Source organism: Acinetobacter gerneri DSM 14967 = CIP 107464 = MTCC 9824 (assembly GCF_000368565.1).
GTDB classification, from domain to species: Bacteria; Pseudomonadota; Gammaproteobacteria; order Pseudomonadales; family Moraxellaceae; genus Acinetobacter; species Acinetobacter gerneri.
This window is the reverse complement of the sequence record NZ_KB849544.1, coordinates 36,548-54,378: the sequence shown is the minus strand read 5'-3', so window position 1 is coordinate 54,378 and position 17,831 is coordinate 36,548. Positions and strand designations below refer to the sequence as shown.

Sequence of the window (17,831 nt, the reverse complement as noted above, 5' to 3'; positions counted from 1 at the left end):
TATATATTTTCATGTGAATTTTATAGATGAACAATCACGATAAACTCATCCTTTAGGATGATTTTCCATGGTCATTCATCTGAAAGCAACACACTTTTTGAAATTATTTATGTTCTATGTATCAATAAATCTACACCTTTTTCAGCAACAGCGATGGTCGGTGCGTTGGTATTGCCACTTGGAACTGATGGGAATACAGAACAATCAATGACACTGAGATGCTGTACACCATGTACTTTTAGTTCTAAATCCACCACTGAATTTGCTTGATCCGTACCCATTTTGCATGTGCCTACAGGATGGTAAGTTGTTTTACATGTGCCACGGATAAAATCTTCAAGCGCTTGATCATCACTATGTGCTGCTTCAGGCGGCGAAAAAACCTCGCCAATGTGCTGTTGAAATGATGGCATTTTCAATAAATTTAAACCAAATTTTGTCGCTCTTAACATCCCTTGTATATCAGCTGGATCACTCAATAAATTGCCTACAATCTTGACAGGATCTTTAGGATTTATACTATTTAAAAATATTTCACCACGTGATTTTGGACGTAAAAAACAATTCTTTAACGTAATCCCATGCGTTCGACCTTTACCAAGTCCCTCTGGATCATCCCAAGTATCTAAGCCCGGCAGAAAATGTGCTTGCACATCAGGACGCCCTTCTTGGTTAGTATCAATAAATGCACCACCTTCTAAAACATTAGAACTCACCACACCTGTACGCGTGAGCAACCACTGTGCACCATTTTTGAGTTTGTTGAAACCTTGATCTTGTCCATAAAGTGATACAGGATTTTTAGTTTCTGCATTTATCGAAACATGAAGATGGTCGTGATAATTTTTCCCTACAGGCAAATCCACGACATTTTCTATGCCCAAATTATCCAAATGCGCTTTAGGACCAATACCTGATAACATCAAAATTTTAGGTGTACCAATTGATCCAGCACTCAAAATGACCTGTTTATTTGCTTTAATAAACTGCTTTTGACCTGCAACTTCACATTCGATACCAATAGCTTGTTGATTTTCAATAATAACTTTATGCACCAACACATTTAATTTAACAGTCAGCTGTGCATTTGCCTGAACTTGTTTTAAATAGGTTTTAGCCGCACTCGCTCGTTCGCCATTGTGCGTTGTGGTTTGGAAAAATCCAACGCCTTGCTGTTTTAAACCATTAAAATCATTTACATAAGGTAAACCTAATTCTTGACCTGCCTTGATAAAGACTTGGGTCAATGGATGACGATAACGATTTTCGCTGACCGTAAGAGGTCCAGAAGTCCCATGATAAGGTTCGGAAAGACTTTCATTTTTCTCAGATTTTTTAAAATATGGCAGTAAAGACTCATAATCCCAACCAGTACACCCTTCTAGCTCAGCCCATTGATCATAGTCTTCTTTGTGACCACGGATATAAATCATGCCATTGACCGAACTACTGCCACCCAAAACTTTACCTTGAGCACAGGTCATGCGTCGATTATGCGTATTTGGATCAGGCTCAGTTGTATAATCCCATGTTTTTGTGGGAATAACTTCAGATAAACCAGCTGGCATTTTGATAAAAATACTGTCATCAGAACCACCTGCTTCAAGCAATAAGACAGTACCCTTTTTTTCTTGAATTAAACGTGTTGCTACAACACAACCTGCTGAACCAGCCCCACAAATAATATAATCGAAATCAAGTTGCGACATACTTACTCCTTGTATGCAATATCAATTATGCGAATAAGACCATTAAATATTATAAATAAAAATCCAAATCACATTTAATTTAAATATAAGCTCAAATAAAACTAATCTAATTTTTTAAATTTGTAAATATATTAATTATTTTCAATACCAATTCATACAAAATATAAATGACTAATTTAATACTTTTGAACATTGACAAATTTTATAAATACTTAAAAATAGCAGTCCTGTAAAAGTATAATTTGTATAATGATTTGCGGTGAAGGATTGCCGATAATTTTAGATCAGGATGAGAAATGAATGGACAAATTACAATGTATGGAAACCTTTGTTCGAGTTGCAGAATGTGGCAGCTTTATCAATGCCGCTGAGCAACTTGGTATCACTCGCTCACTTGTTTCTACACGTATCAAACAATTCGAAGATTTTGTTAAAGCGCCGTTATTTCACCGTAGTACACGCTCAGTTCGGCTCTCAGAAATAGGTGAAAAATACTATAAAGAGTGCTCACGGCTGATCCATCAATTTGAACATTTAGCAGATGAAATGGTACAGTCAAGCGATGATCTACAAGGTCATTTACGTATCTATATCACACCAGCTTTCGCGATCAATCATCTTGGACAATGCCTTGCCCAATTTACCCAACAATACCCATGCATAAAACTAGAAGTCATTGTAAATGAAACAATTGTAGACCCTATTTCTGCAGGATTTGATGTGGTATTTCAAGTATTCCCCGTTAAGTTTGAAAGTATGGTTGAACGCAAATTATTTAATGTAAACCGCCTACTTTGCGCATCACCTGACTATATCGCAAAACATGGAAAACCTCAGCATCCTGACGATATTTATAATTTTGAAATCAGTTGTTACTCGAACTTTCCATCAAAAAAGAAAGTTCATTTCCTGCTCAATGAAGAATTCCATAGTTATAGCATAGATACAAAAATCACCTCGTCTTCCACTCATGTACTCAAAGAATATGCTTTAAATGGTGGAAGTTATGCCTTTTTACCAACGATGGTGGCGTATGAAAGCATCATTAAAGGTGAATTAGTGCCTGTTCTTTTAGATTATCCACTTTCTAACTATAATTTTAGAGCAGTATTTCCATCAAACTCAAAAAACCTATCTAAAATTAGAGTGTTAGTCGACTTCTTTGCACAAAAATTTAAAAAAATACCTGAATGGGACCTTGATTTGATTCAGCATGGTTATCTCAATAAAACAGTACTCGAGTTTCATTGAACTCTGTTAATGTAACAACGATAAATACGTGCTTTTCAGACTTAATATGCTATTTTCATCTAGCAATACTGATCTATAGCGCTGATTAAAATTTAAATATGTTTAAATCCTCTTAATTATTGAATATATTTCATACAAAAGAGTATATACTTTAAATATAAAAATATACTTTTTTATTATGAATAATATTGGTAATAATTATAAAACTTATTGTTCAATTATTTCAAACAAATGGTTATAAATACTTTAAGCACAGATTTCACAACAAAATACTTTATTAAAGCAATAATATTTATTAATATATTAATTATCATGTAAAATTTTCATAAGTATGCCAAAGATTTTTAACAGCTTGCACTATCCGAATTTTCGTCGTTATTTTATCGGGCATACTCTCTCAACTCTAGGAACATGGATTCAGCAAGTCGCCTTGGCTTGGTTAGTCTATGAGATGACGAACTCGGCAACCTTATTAGGACTGATTGCTTTTTTTGCCATGGCACCACAGTTGGTCATCAGTCCCTTCGTGGGAGCATTAATCGACAAGATTAATAAAAGATCTGCTCTCATCATCGTTCAATTTTTATTTTTTTTCCAGTCTGCATTATTGGCATTTTTAACTTATTTTGACTTGCTAAATAGTATTAGTATCATCACTTTATCGCTCATTTTAGGCATCTTTACAGCGATCGACACTCCATTACGCCAATCATTTATCAGTGATTTGGTAGATGAAAAGCAAAATATCGGCAATGCGCTTGCTTTAAATGCCATGATTTTTAATCTTTGTCGCTTTATTGGACCTCCAATTGCTGGTTTTTTACTGGCATTTAGCAGTGCATTTATCTGCTTTTTATTCAATGCTTTATCATATTTGTTCTTAATTATTGCCTTGTTTTTGATGAAAAATATCAAGGTTTCTAAAGCTGCGGGCAATATACAAAATGTATTAAAAGAAGGTTATATCTTTGTTTTTAAAAATAAAGAATATGCAAAAATGATGTTAAATGTCGCCATCATTAACCTTACCGCATCAAGTTATGTCGCGATTTTACCCATTTTTGCTCGTGATCAATTGCATGGTGATGAAAAAACACTAGGATATTTATGGGGAATGGCGGGTATAGGATCATTATTATCATCATTAATACTGGCAAATACGCAAAACTTTGATCGCATACGACAAAGAATTTTCTTCAATATGATGATTTGTGCTGCTACTTTATTTATTTTGGGGCTTTTACATCTAGATTTTGCTTATTATTTAGCAATGTTATGTTTGGGATTTGGGATTTCAACATCAAATGTATCGACCAATATCTTGATTCAGAGAAATACACCTAGCACTTTCCGTGGCCGTGTCGTATCTATTTATACATCTTTAAGGTTCGGTTGCGATGCTTTAGGCGGTTTATTTGCAGGTATTTTAGCAACGTATATTGGTGCAAAATATACGATGCTAAGTTTTGCCTGTATCTTAAGCTGTTATCTTTTCTTGATCGCTATGCTTAACTTTTCAAGTAAAAAATCAATCAACCCAACTTCACTTTAGAAAGATCTTTCAACAAATCTAAAAGATCTTGTAACTTTTCAGCACCATACTGCTCTTGGATTTTTTTATATGAAATTTCCATTTTTACAGCTTGGATTTCAAAAAGCTTCTTACCTTCTTCAGTTAAAGTAATCAGATTGATACGTTGATCTTGTTCATCCTTACGTTTTTGAATGAGATTTTGATCAATCATACGATTTAAAATCCCTGTCAAACTCGGCTTTAAAATACATGCCAAATCTGCCAATTGATTGCTTTCTAATTCTTCATGTTGATATAAAATTCGAATAACACGCCACTGCTGTTCAGTTAAACCTATCTCATTTAAGGCTGGTCTAAAGTGTGACATGGTCGCTTCTCGTGCTTGCAATAATGCCAATGTAAGCGACGGACGTATTGTTTTCATTTTAAAACCTATAAATTTCATAAATATGTTAACTGAATTACGATTAGTTTACTGATTTTTTTTTATCAACGCTATTTAATTCAGATAATAATTTAATATATATCAATAAAATACCTATTTAGCAATTTAAATATTTATTTTTTATAAATTTCATTATATAAATCATTAATATAACAATATTTTTACAATAAAAAAGCTGACCAAATAGTCAGCTTTTTATTGCATTTATGAAATATTATTTAAAGGTGTAGTTATAGGTTAAAGCGATACGATTCTCAGTAAAATCAGGTCCAAAATCTGTCGTCGCTTTTGCATATAAATACTGGAAACTTAGACCTTTTACATAAGTTTCAGGGATTTTATAAGAAAGCAAAACATCCAACTCATCCTCTTTACCATTTTCAATTTTACCCATTTTAGCCTTATCAGCCGTGTAATAACGCAATAGCAAACTCAAACCATCCAGCCCAATCCCTTTCATATCGTAGTCATAGCGGAATTGTAGTGAACGCTCATGCGGTTTGGTAAATGTCGCTACCGTCCAGTTTGCCAAGTACAATTGCGGCACCCAACTGTTCATAACAGGATAGCCCGTTTCACCAAATTGTTGACGATAACCAAATCCAAATTTGTGGTTACCGTAGCTTAAAATATTGAGGTTTGATACCACATCATTGTCAATTTCACCTGCAGCACTGGCACCTGTATCACGTGTATTAAAATAGTAAACATCTGATCGTAAAGATAAATTTTCAGACAATTTTGGCTGATATGTCACACCTACAAAATGCTGATTATAAATATCTTCCAATCCACCATAATAATACGAGCCTGAAATGTCCTTGGTAAATTTGTGCTCTATACCTGCAATATTCAATGCATCGCTATGTGCCAATTTACTACCATTGGTCAAACTAAAATCAACATAATGATCATCATCACGCGCATTCACTTTAGTTAAACGCCCCAAAGTCAATTTAGTATCTTTAATTGAATTTGACTCTAACATTGCACCTAGAAATGTCGTTGGTAATTGGCGCGATTCATCGATATGAACAACTGGAAGTTTTGGTAAAAGTTCACCAATTTTCAGCTCAGTATCATGTACTTTTAACTTTAATGTTCCCCCAAGTTTAAACTGGTCACGATCCTGTGTTTTTGATTCAGTATCAAAAGGCATAATGCCATTTGCAGTATGATTATCACTATTCAATCTAACGGCATAACGTAATGAAGCATCAAGTCCTACCTGTAAAACTGTGTCATCGGTGTAGCCTGATTTTAAAATCAAACTTGCACCTTGAGACCAATTTTTTTGATCTTTCACGGTAGAACTATCATAACTACGATCTACATAAAAATTTCGCAGTTGTAAATTTGCTTGTGCGTCACTTAAAAAATCTGCATGTGCTGCTGTCAAAAAGCATAGTTGAGCGCACGCTATCGCAGCAAATGTATATTTCTTTTGCATCGGTCAATCCTTTTCATGCAATCATAGAAAATTAATCTAGACTTATTATTCTTGCATTAAGTACAAACATTCCTTTCTTAAGAAACGCAAATATTAATTTATTAACTAAAACCACGTTTCTTTTATTTAATATATTAACTATTTTATAAAATGTCTATAGTTTGAGCTAAATTTGTTTAAAAACTCTCAAAACATTAAATTTAAGGGTTTTATTTTATATAAAAATAAATGATAGTTATCATTAAAATTATTCATACATTAAATCATCACATATAATATTCAAATAATATTATGTGAATATTCAATATATAAATAAAAAAGGGCTCATCGTAAAATATAAGCCCTTCTTCTTCGCTACTGATTTATTGTTCTTGTTCGGCTCTTTCTTTCAAATAAATACGGGTTGCAATAGCCGCACTGTCGCTGGCTATAGACATTTCAAAATGATCATCTTCTAAATCATCCAACATTGTCTCTAAAGCCCCCAATCCAATGACATCTTCTTCAAATGCGGCAAAGAGTCCTCGATGCATTTTTTCACCCAATACCTTATCTTCTTGCGCAAAATTACGTCCATGTACAATAAAATAATGCATTGTTCCATTGGTTTCTGGTGTCAAAATATGCGCCGTTCTAATCTGATAAATATGTGCATCTTCACCTAAAGCTGTGTCATAAAATTTTGCACTCACTTGATGTAATGCAGGACTTAAAAATTCAGAAGTGGTGATTCGTGCTGCTGTATCCACATAGCCAATATCCGTAGAATCTGCCCAAACTGGAGCAAGCACAGTCGGTACAACTTCTCGAATTAACTTATAATGTCCATGATTTAATTCAGTTTTATAAGGTGCTGTTGCAAAGTCAGGTGTACCAATCGTATCTGAGTGTAAAAAACTTAAATGGGTTAAATCCATTAAATTTTCATGCATACTGACATAATTTCCGGGATGCAAAAAATAACCTTGGGAACTCGTCCATTGTTCATGATCTAGCCATTCTAAATCAAATAGTTTACTTGCATCTGCACGTGATTGATCACCTAACCAAATCCAGATCAAACCGCCTTTTTCGAGTGTTGCATATTTTTTAATTCCCATCCCATGTGGACAACGCTTTTGTGAAGGTATCTCTATCATGTCACCATTTTTATCATAGCGAATTCCATGATAACCGCAGATAATTTCATCGCCATCAAGTGTGCTTTTTGATAAAGGAAATGATCGATGTGCACAACGGTCCTGCAAAGCAACGACTTCACCATCTGTACTACGATATAACACCACTTTTTTATTTAATAATTTACGTGAAAATAACTCATGTTTGATTTCATGGCTAAAGGCAGCCACATACCATTCATTGAAGATGAACGGGCTATGTTTATTTGCCATTTTTTGGTTGGCTTTGTTGCATGCTTCACGTATATTGAGTGTAGGGATTGTCATTTTTACATTCCATTATAAATTAAATTCCTTTTAAATTCATATGATTAATATTTTAATATTAGAAATGAATTTAGCTTTATGAAATGTAGTTTAAGTAAAATATTTTTTTGCATCTGTCCTCCAAAAAGAGGACATCGTCATTGCATAAACATTGAAAATAATTGACTTTTAAAATGAATATTCAGCTTTAAAAATGCACGATTTCGATAAGTTTTAATGGTACTTTCTTTTAGATTTAGCTCGACTGCTATTCCATAATAGCTCATCCCTTTCAAAATTCTCTCACAGACCGCGACCTCTTGAGCTGTAAGGCTTGCACACTTTGCGATTAATTGTGCTGAAATATCTGAACGTTTGTGATTCGCTTTCATTAATACATGACTTTGAACTAACTTTGCCATCATAGGTAATATTTTTGTAAATTGATCTATTTCTTGATCCGAAAAAAATCCTAGCTCGTGATTACGGTATAAATTAAATAAAAATGGGTTATTTTTCTCATCAAAATACACTCCTCTTAAGCGCTGATTTAATTGAAATTGATCATAAATCTCTTGGCGATATGGCTTATATTCAATATCAGTCGCATTTAACAAAGATACATTTAGCTGGTGCTGATCATCACTCTTTTCAATTAAATATTGACAATTTTCATCATAGCCATGAAATTTATCGATATAAATTTCACCACAAATTTGTGCAATGTGATCATTTTGAGCATGCGCACCACTCAATAACAGTTGTGGTCGATCAGATTGAATATTAAAAACTGAAAAGTATTTTAAGATGGTCATCTGATCTAAAAAATTCATCATACTTCGATCAAAATCATGGTTTCCAACTTGTTCAACTAAATCCATTAGTTTTAAAAATTCTGCATTATTTTGCATTTACTTGTCCATTTTAAAGAACAACTTTAATTAATATATTAATTTTATATCAGATTCAATCCTTTCTTTATTTAAGTGAGAATTTTCAATATAGCTATAACTAAAAATGCTACTAAGTCAGATCTTTAGTAGCATTTTTATAAATGTGCTATGAGCTATGAATAGCAATTAAGCCAATTCAGCTTCAGCTCTTTTCTTCAAATAAATACGAGTTGCAACTGCTGGTGCATCACTCGCCACAGATATTTCAAAGTGATTTTCATCTTTATCATCAATTACCGCTTCCAAAGCCCCTAGTCCAATGACATCTTCTTGGAAAGCTGCGAAAAGTTGTTCATGCATAAAAGCTTCGATTTTGTCATCATCAAGCGCGAAATCTCGTCCATGCACAATGAAATAATGCATCGTGTCATGCGACTCTGGCGTTAAAATATGCGCCGTATGAATTTTATAATTTTCACACTTTTGTTCATCTAAAGCGGAATCATAAAAACTCACACTTACCTGATGAAGTCCCGGTGATAAAAACTCTGAGGTCGCAATTCTCGCTGCCGTATCGACTCCCGCAAGCCCTGTTGTTTCGCCCCAGACAGGTGAAAGAGTCGTCGGTACAACTTCACGAATCAACTTATAATGCCCTTCTTTTAGCTCCATTTTATAGGGTGCGCTGGCATAGTCAGGTGTACCGATGGTGTTGGCATGTAAAAAGGTTAAATGTGTCAGATCCATCAAATTTTCATGCATACTGACATAGTTTCCAGGATGGAAAAAGTAGCCCGATGTGCATGCCCAATTTTCATTTTCTAACCAATATAAATCTGGAATTTTACTTTCATCAGCAAGTGATTGATCACCCATCCAAATCCAAACTAAAGGACCTTTTTCAACCAATTTATAGCGTTGAATACCGATGCCACTTGGACATTGTTTCTGTGAAGGAACCTCTACCAAATCACCTGCATAATTGTATTTAAAGCCATGATAACCACAAATAATCTCATCACCTTCCAAATGACTTTGTGACAATGGAAATGAGCGATGCGCGCATCGATCTTCTAATGCAATCGGTTGACCATCTAAAGTTCGGTACATCACGATGCGTTTGTTTAGGATTTTTCGTGCAAGTAAATGTCTGCCAATATCTTCTTTAAATGCAGCCACATACCATTCATTCATAATTAATGGTGTGTGTTTATTTGCCATTTTATCACTTGCTTTACCACAAGCTTCACGTAAATTTAACGTTGGAATAGTCATAATTTCATCCTTGATTCATACGAATATTGGTTTGAACAATCAAATAAAAAATGTCATGAAAGATTAAGTTATATTTCGAGCTCTAAAACTGGACTTTTCGACCTTGAAACACAGATCAACATAGATTGATTCGCTGCTCTTTCTTCATCTGATAAAATCATGTCGAGATGATCAGGCGTACCCGCGCAGACCTTGGTTTCGCAGGTACGACAAATACCAGCTCGACATGAAAAAGGCAGTTCATAGCCCGCATTTTCCAAAGCTTCTAAGATAGTTTGATCTGCTAAAACTTCTATTTCTTGATCCATATTTTTTAGTTTTACTGTAAATGGCTGTTGATCCCCAATCACATCGCTATCAACGGCAACTTGCGCTGCACTAAACCATTCAAAATGCACCCGATCACTCATTGCTGCTGATTTTTCCTTTAAATTCTGCATTAATGAATTGGGTCCGCAACAGTAGATATGTGCTGTTGATGAGGTGTTTTCCAAAATTGCATCGAGATCTAGATGCTGTAATTGATGCTCATCATTGAAATGAAAATGCGTGTTTTCATTATATGTTTCACTTAAGTATTCATAAAATCCAGCACGTTGTTTATTACGTACCGTGTAGAAAAGTTTCCATTTTTTTTGATGAATATTGCACCAATCAATCATAGATAATATCGGGGTAATACCAATACCGCCTGCAATAAAGATATATTCTTGATGCTCACCTAAAATAAAGTTATTGCGTGGAAGACTCACTTCTAATTGATCACCCACAGCGAAGTTTTCATGGATAAATGAAGAACCACCTTTGCTTTCACCAGATAAATGAATTGCAATCACGTAACGATCTGTTTCTGTAGGTGAATTGAGCAATGAATAATGGCGAATCAAGCCCTTTTTTAGATAAACTTCAAGATGTGAGCCCGCTGTAAAAGGTGCTAATGCTTGCTGATTGTGATTTCGTAGTTCCAAAACCACGATGTCTTTTGCCTCAGCACAACGTTTGTGTATACGCAAAGATGTTCTTGTACTTTCCATAGTATTTATACTCCTATTCATCTAAATTGCATGAATTTAGGCAAGTATAAATCCTATGACTTTAGGCTGTGTCCATCAAAAAGATGACAAGATAGCTAAATCATTAATGAAAATAATTGGCTTTTATAATTGATCCCCAATTTATCAAATGCCCGATTTCTATAGGTTTTTGCTGTAGACTCTTTAATACCCATATCATTGGCAATACTAAAATAACTCATTCCCTCCAAGATACGATGACAGACTTCCAACTCCTGTGAGGTCAATAAAGGCTGTCTAAGTAACAATTCATTTTTATAGTCTTTTTTAAGTGATTTTGCTTTTAATGCCAAATGTCCTTGCAATAACTTTGCGATTGCTGGAATCATTTGATCAAAATTTTCCAATTCTTGATCTGAATAAAATCCTTGATCCTTATGGCGATATAAATTGAATAATATCGGATGATTCTCTTCATCATGATATAAGCCACATAGACGTTGAATCAGCCCATTATTTTCATATATTTCAGTTCGATAGGGTTTAAAAAATATATCATCTGCGCACAAAAAACCCGTTTGAGTTGAACTAGAATTGGCTTTTTTGGTGCTGAGTTCTTGGTAAAGATTGTCGTGATGATGATAATTTCTGACGTATGACTGCCCACAGTTCCAAGGAATCGTATAACTGTCATCATGTGTACCGCACAGCAATAATGCAGGATGATTATCTTTAACTCTCAATATTGAAAAATATTTTGAGTTTACCCAGCGACTAAGATAAATCAGTAGCTTGGAATCAAAATCAGCTTGCCCCATTAGCGCAACCAATTCGACAAAATTTGTTATTTCAGCGTCGATTTTCATCACAAAATCCATTTTAGAGATGAGCTTCCTATTTATTAATATATTCATTAAATTTTTGCAAGAAAAAAGGATCTTATTTGCATAAGATCCATTCCTTTAGTCTTGCAAGATCTAAAATAGTGCTCAAATACCGATCAAATCTTTAAGCATTTTTTTGAATAATTCACGTTCATTATCCGTGTATTTTTCAAATACTTCTTCCTGATGACTTTCAGCAATTTGATATAGCATTTTGGCAGCTCGATTACCTTGATCTGTAAGTTCATAGGCATTTCCAGTATCAATGAGCAGACCTTTCTGCGCCAATATCTCTGTTGCTTGCTCTATTTCACGAATCGGCATAGCCACTTCACGTAATAATTCCTCTTTACATGTCGCAGTTTTGCTTTCCAATACCAGTAATAATCTTGCCTCACTGGTACGAAAACCACTCGCCAATTGCTTAGGCTGATAATCATTTTGATAAGCTCGAACAGCTTGAGTCAAAAGATAATACATATTGTGATATAGACGACCAGGGAAAATATCTTCGCCAGGTTCAGCTTTGGTATTTAGACTCGGATGAGGTAAAACTGCTGAATAAGCACCTTGGTGATACAACAACGGAGATCTACCATGATCATGAAAATTCACTACTTTTCCGATAATAATCCAGTGATCACCACCCTCAACTATATCGTACTTTTCACATTCAAAAACAGCAGAACAATTTTTAAGTATCGGCGCATCGCCTTGTGCTAGATCAAATTCAACACCTGCAAATTTATCTTCACCACGTTTTGCAAATTTATTTGAAAGTTCAATTTGTGCAGCAGATAAAATGTTCACTGCAAAATGACTAGCACTTTCAAAAATCGCATAACTACTTGAATTTTTATCAATACTCCACAAAATCAGAGCAGGATCTAGAGATACCGAGTTAAAACTATTTGCCGTAACACCAACGCGTTCACCTGCAGCATTTTGTGCCGTCATAATCGTCACGCCTGTTGCAAAATTGCCAAGTGCACGGCGGAAAGCTTTTGCATCAATCGCAGGTAAAACTGGATTTGGGTTTAGTTGATTCATAGCATTCATGTGAACATTCCTTGTTATTTTCAATTAAACCATCGTTGGATCTGGTTCTAAGCCCATCAATTCACGACCTAAAATCTGTGCACAAACATCATAATCCGTATAAGCATGTGAACCCGTCATATGAGAATCACGGAACAAACGTTGTAATTCGCTACTATCTAAGAAGCTCGTTGCACCTGCCGCTGCCATAAGACGATCGACCGCTTCGATACACATTTTTACAGCATAAGCTTGGTTTGTGCGCCAAAAAGCAAGTGTGTCACGGCTTGGATATTGTTTATTTTCACTATGAATTTTATGGTCTTGCCACGTTTTTTCTAAAAATGAACGCGCTGCTGCAACTTGATGTGTAGATTCAGCAATACGCATTAACGCTGGCGTTGCCACACCAACATTTACGCCTGTGTATGCACGAATACGGTTGCGTTGTTTTTCCTTAAATGCTTCAACCATACGTTCTGCCACACCCAAACTTACTGCCGCAAAACCACTGGCAAAATATGGACGATATGGTGAATAGAAAATTTTAGATTCTGGATACAGTCCAAATCCTGCTGATTTACCTTCCATCATATCTTTTGCTTTAGAAATACGGTATTCGGGAATAAATACGTCAACCAATTTTAACTGTTTTGAACCACTACTTTTGATCGCTTGAGCAAACCAATTGTCTACGATTTCATAGTCTGAACGTGGCACGATCCCGAAACAATAAATCTTGTTGCCTTCAGTATCAAAACGGTTAAAGCCTACGATGGCATATTCTGCATGGTCACAACCACTGCTCCAGCCATATTCGCCATTTAATACAATCCCACCTTCAACTTCTTGTACTTTACCAAATGGTGCAATTGAACTACTTGCAGTTGCATCAGGATTGTTTAACCAAATTTCATCTTGAATTTGCTTTGAAAACATTGCAATTTGATGGCTATGTGTACAAAGTAAACTAAATGCCCATGCAGTACCTGCACATGCCCCCGCAAGTGTCACGATACAATCAGCAAACTCTGGTAATGACATTTCCAAACCGCCATAAACTTTCGGTTGAAATGCTTTGTGAAAGCCAATTTGTTTAAGTAGTGCAATGTTCTCATCTGGAACTTGACGCAATTGTTCTGCTTGTTCTGCATTTGCTGCAATAGTTGGTAATAATGCTTTGATTTTTTCAAGCATCGGCACTTCAACATTTAGGGGAGATTTTGCTTGTGTATAGCTCATGCTATTGATTGAAAAATCATTTTCATACTGATCATGATTTGAAGTATATGTATTTGAAATTGTATTTTCCATTTCCAATCATCCTTAAAATAATATCGTGTCTCTATTTAGACTTCAGGTCTAAAACATTAAATATCCTGCTTAAAACCATTATTGAATGAATTTTCAAAAACTTTAATGCACTATTCCAAGTTAAAATGGTACTTTTCATGGATTATGTCTTATTTTGTATAATCTTGTTTTTTCTTATTTTCAGTAAATATGTTTTTATCATTCATAAATCAAAAATATATAATCATTTATTATTTTGTAAAATGAATATAGAAAGTCCCTTCTCCTTTGGGAGAAGGTTAGGATGAGGGGGGCAAATTGTGAAACATTATTTTAATCTAAAATTTATTTATGCAATTTGTCATTTATCTTGTTTCCAAATATAAAAAAATGCATCCGAAGATGCATTTTTTTCATTGCAATTTATTTATAAAATCTCAGATTCTGTCGATTATTTTTTCCAGATAATCGGAGATACACTTTGCTCTGCTTCATGATCTGGACCCAATGGAATACCAGTTCGATCACGCAAACATAGCGTCGAAATTAAACCAATTGTCGTCATAGCCGCTAGATACAAGGTCACAGACATTGTGGTTCCCGTAACACTAATCAACCATGTTCCGATCATAGGTGCAAATGCGCCACCGATAATCGCACCCAATGCATAGGAAATAGAGATGCCTGAAAAACGGATCGATGCTGGAAATAACTCAGAATAATATGCAGACTGTACGCCATATGTCAGACCAATACCTGATGCCAAGAAACATAAACCCAGTGCAATCATTGGGATAGCACCTGTATTAACCAGCGGGAATAAGGCAAACACACCACATAATTGCAAAATCCAACCAGCAATATACGTTTTTTTACGACCGATTTTGTCGGATAAAATACCCGAAATATAGGTTGTAATTAACCAGCAAATAGATGCCAAGGTCACACAAATTAAAATTGGGGTTTTTTCGATATGCAATGGTCCATTTGGATTGGTTGCATAGTTTTGGATAAAGCCACCTGTCGTCATATAGCCACAAGCGCTATTGCCTGCAAACAATAATGCTGCCAACAATACCAAAGATGCATGGTTTTTAAATAAATCAGAAATAGGCGTTGTTGAAGCTGCCTTACGTTCTTTAATTTCTTCAAATACAGGGCTTTCTTCTACAGTACGGCGAATCCAATGCCCTACAAACAATAGAACAATACTGAATAAAAATGGAACACGCCAACCCCATTCTAAAAATGCTTCACCCGGTGAAATGACACCTGTCATCAATGCCAGCATGATTGAAGAAAGAATTAAACCAAGAGGTACACCAATTTGTGGAAATGAACCAAAACGACCGCGTTTTTCTACAGGCGCATGTTCTACTGCCATCAATACAGCACCGCCCCATTCACCGCCTGCTGCCAAGCCTTGTAAAATACGCAAGACCAGCAACATAATCGGAGCCATCACCCCGATACTTGCATACGTCGGCAATAAACCGATACACGTTGTTGCAAGCCCCATTAAAACAAGCGTGCTGACTAAAACAATTCTACGGCCATAACGGTCGCCGAGGTATCCTGCTAGAAATGCGCCCAGTGGTCTAAATAAAAAACTAATTCCAACCGTTGCAAAGGCTAAAATTGTTCCTAAGGTATTGCCAGCTGGTGCAAAAAATAAATCTTTAAAAATCAATCCAGCTGCCGCGGCATAGATAAAAAAATCATACCATTCAACAGTCGTACCAACAATCGTCGCAAATGCGACTTTCCGCTCTTCAGCACTCAATTTGTCAGTTGGAGCAACGCTTACAGTTGTTGTCATTTCCTTCTCCAAATCATGGAAATCTATTTCCAATCCTTCGTGATGTGTACTATTTACAAGACGCTAAAATAAAATCAAGATATTTTTAATTAATATATTAACTAAATACCTAAATGAATACATATTTTTTAGATAATCTGAGAATATGCATAAAACTTGTTTAACTTAGTTCAATGTTTATGAACTGATTTACTTATATTATTTAACATATTAACTATAATTGCACAAGAATTATCCGTTAAAATGTAAGAAAATATAGTGGTTTTTTCTGTAGAACTAAAAAATAGAATCCGTAGATTCTATTTTTTAAATTTTGTATTAAGCCTTAAATACCCATACACATATATTTAAGCTCTTGATAATCTTCAATACCGTATTTTGATCCTTCTCGACCACAACCTGATTCTTTGATTCCACCAAATGGTGCAACTTCAGTTGAAATGAGACCTTCATTGATGCCAACCATACCGTATTCGAGTGCCTCACCTACTCGCCAAGCACGACTCAAATTTTGAGTATAGATATATGAAGCCAAGCCAAATTCAGTATCATTGGCCATTTCAATCGCTTCAGCTTCAGTTGAAAACTTAAAGACAGGTGCAAGTGGACCAAAAGTTTCATCTTTGGCAACCAACATATCAGGTGTTACACCTGACAATACAGTTGGTTCAAAGAAGGTATAACCCAATGCATGTCGATGACCACCAGTCACCACTTTTGCACCTTTGGCAACTGCATCTTCGATATGTTCTTGGATTTTCTCAACGGCTTTCTCGTTGATTAATGGTCCTTGTTCGGCACCTTGTTCAAACGCTGCTGCAACTTTTAATTTTTCAACTGCGGCAGCCAATTTTTCAACAAAAGCATCATGCACACTTTCATGGACTAAAACACGGTTGGTACATACACAAGTTTGACCACTATTACGGAATTTTGAAGCAATTGCACCGTCTACAGCTCGATCAAGATCCGCATCTTCAAATACGATAAATGGTGCATTACCACCTAGCTCCATGCTGACTTTTTTCATAGTCGATGAGCATTGTTGCATCAACAATTTACCAATTTGAGTAGAACCCGTAAATGAAACTTTGCGTACCAACGGATGTTCAGTCAGTACCGCACCAATTTCACGCGCGCTACCAGTTACAACATTGACTACGCCTTTAGGAATACCAGCTTGCTCAGCAAGTGCAACCAGTGCCAATGCTGAAAGTGGAGTTTCTGAAGCAGGCTTGATGATCACAGTACAACCTGCTGCAAGTGCAGGTCCAACTTTTCTGGTAATCATCGCATTTGGAAAATTCCACGGTGTAATCGCAGCAACAACACCAACTGGTTGGCGAATTACCACGAGACGACGACCTTGTTTGTCGTGAGGAATCACATCACCATATGTACGCTTTGCTTCTTCTGCAAACCATTCGATAAAACTTGCACCGTAAAGGATCTCACCACGGCTTTCAGTAATGGATTTACCTTGTTCACTACTTAAAATAACAGCCAAATCTTCTTGGTTTTCAACGATCAATTGATACCATTTTTTAAGTAACAATGAACGCTCTTTTGCTGTCGTCAATTTCCACGTTTGAAATGCAGTTTCTGCTGCTTCTACTGCTTGTTCAACTTGAGCAGTCGTCACTGATGGTACAGTTTCAATCACTTCATTTGTTGCAGGGTTGCTGACATTGAAGTTTTTACCATCAGTCGCATTGACCCATTGCCCATCTATAAAAACTTGATTTTTTAATAATGCAGGATTGCTGAGTTGCATAATATTTTCCTAAAGACTAACGTTTCTAG

The 17,831-nt window shown here is 35.5% G+C and carries 14 protein-coding genes; 2 read left to right on the top strand and 12 right to left on the bottom strand.

Features of this window, described 5'->3' with window-relative positions; genetic code table 11:
- Positions 1–107: 107 nt before the first annotated feature.
- Positions 108–1,709 carry a GMC family oxidoreductase gene (locus tag F960_RS11535; protein WP_004865243.1) on the bottom strand — a complete coding sequence of 534 codons (1,602 nt, stop codon included), beginning with the start codon at positions 1,707–1,709 and terminating at the stop codon, positions 108–110.
- A gap of 300 nt (positions 1,710–2,009) precedes the next feature.
- On the opposite strand from F960_RS11535, the gene F960_RS11530 reads away from it, so the two are divergent.
- A complete protein-coding gene (locus F960_RS11530) occupies positions 2,010–2,960 on the top strand; it encodes a LysR family transcriptional regulator (protein ID WP_004865241.1) in 951 nt (316 codons plus the stop codon).
- 331 nt (positions 2,961–3,291) lie between these two features.
- A complete protein-coding gene (locus tag F960_RS11525) occupies positions 3,292–4,512 on the top strand; it encodes an MFS transporter (protein ID WP_004865238.1) in 1,221 nt (406 codons plus the stop codon).
- Here F960_RS11525 and hpaR read toward each other — a convergent pair.
- The 11 genes from hpaR to F960_RS11470 form a co-directional block, all read right to left on the bottom strand.
- Positions 4,493–4,918 carry a homoprotocatechuate degradation operon regulator HpaR gene (gene hpaR / locus F960_RS11520; RefSeq protein ID WP_004865236.1) on the bottom strand — a complete coding sequence of 142 codons (426 nt, stop codon included), beginning with the start codon at positions 4,916–4,918 and terminating at the stop codon, positions 4,493–4,495. The genes F960_RS11525 and hpaR overlap by 20 nt on opposite strands.
- A gap of 235 nt (positions 4,919–5,153) precedes the next feature.
- On the bottom strand, positions 5,154–6,389 hold the full coding sequence (locus F960_RS11515) for an OprD family outer membrane porin (protein WP_004865233.1): 1,236 nt from the start codon (positions 6,387–6,389) through the stop codon (positions 5,154–5,156).
- A gap of 362 nt (positions 6,390–6,751) precedes the next feature.
- Positions 6,752–7,834 (bottom strand): Rieske 2Fe-2S domain-containing protein, encoded by a 1,083-nt coding sequence (locus tag F960_RS11510; RefSeq protein ID WP_004865231.1) that lies wholly within the window; start codon positions 7,832–7,834, stop codon positions 6,752–6,754.
- A 137-nt stretch (positions 7,835–7,971) separates the two neighbouring features.
- Entirely contained in the window at positions 7,972–8,724 is a 753-nt protein-coding gene (locus F960_RS11505; RefSeq protein WP_004865227.1) for a helix-turn-helix transcriptional regulator, read from the bottom strand.
- A gap of 168 nt (positions 8,725–8,892) precedes the next feature.
- Entirely contained in the window at positions 8,893–9,981 is a 1,089-nt protein-coding gene (locus F960_RS11500) for a Rieske 2Fe-2S domain-containing protein (RefSeq protein ID WP_004865225.1), read from the bottom strand.
- A gap of 68 nt (positions 9,982–10,049) precedes the next feature.
- A complete protein-coding gene (locus F960_RS11495; RefSeq protein ID WP_004865222.1) occupies positions 10,050–11,015 on the bottom strand; it encodes a PDR/VanB family oxidoreductase in 966 nt (321 codons plus the stop codon).
- Between the two features lie 95 nt (positions 11,016–11,110).
- The gene (locus tag F960_RS11490) at positions 11,111–11,860 is read right to left on the bottom strand and encodes a helix-turn-helix transcriptional regulator (protein WP_004865219.1); all 750 of its coding nucleotides are present in this window, start codon (positions 11,858–11,860) and stop codon (positions 11,111–11,113) included.
- A gap of 123 nt (positions 11,861–11,983) precedes the next feature.
- Positions 11,984–12,928 (bottom strand): p-hydroxyphenylacetate 3-hydroxylase reductase component, encoded by a 945-nt coding sequence (locus tag F960_RS11485; protein ID WP_035373812.1) that lies wholly within the window; start codon positions 12,926–12,928, stop codon positions 11,984–11,986.
- A 33-nt stretch (positions 12,929–12,961) separates the two neighbouring features.
- Positions 12,962–14,230: a p-hydroxyphenylacetate 3-hydroxylase oxygenase component gene (locus tag F960_RS11480; RefSeq protein WP_004865213.1), complete on the bottom strand. Its 1,269-nt coding sequence runs from the start codon at positions 14,228–14,230 to the stop codon at positions 12,962–12,964.
- A 430-nt stretch (positions 14,231–14,660) separates the two neighbouring features.
- Positions 14,661–16,028 (bottom strand): MFS transporter, encoded by a 1,368-nt coding sequence (locus F960_RS11475; RefSeq protein ID WP_004865210.1) that lies wholly within the window; start codon positions 16,026–16,028, stop codon positions 14,661–14,663.
- Positions 16,029–16,353: 325 nt separating this feature from the next.
- Complete coding sequence (locus tag F960_RS11470; protein ID WP_004865207.1) at positions 16,354–17,802, bottom strand: NAD-dependent succinate-semialdehyde dehydrogenase; 1,449 nt, start codon at positions 17,800–17,802, stop codon at positions 16,354–16,356.
- Positions 17,803–17,831: the final 29 nt, after the last annotated feature.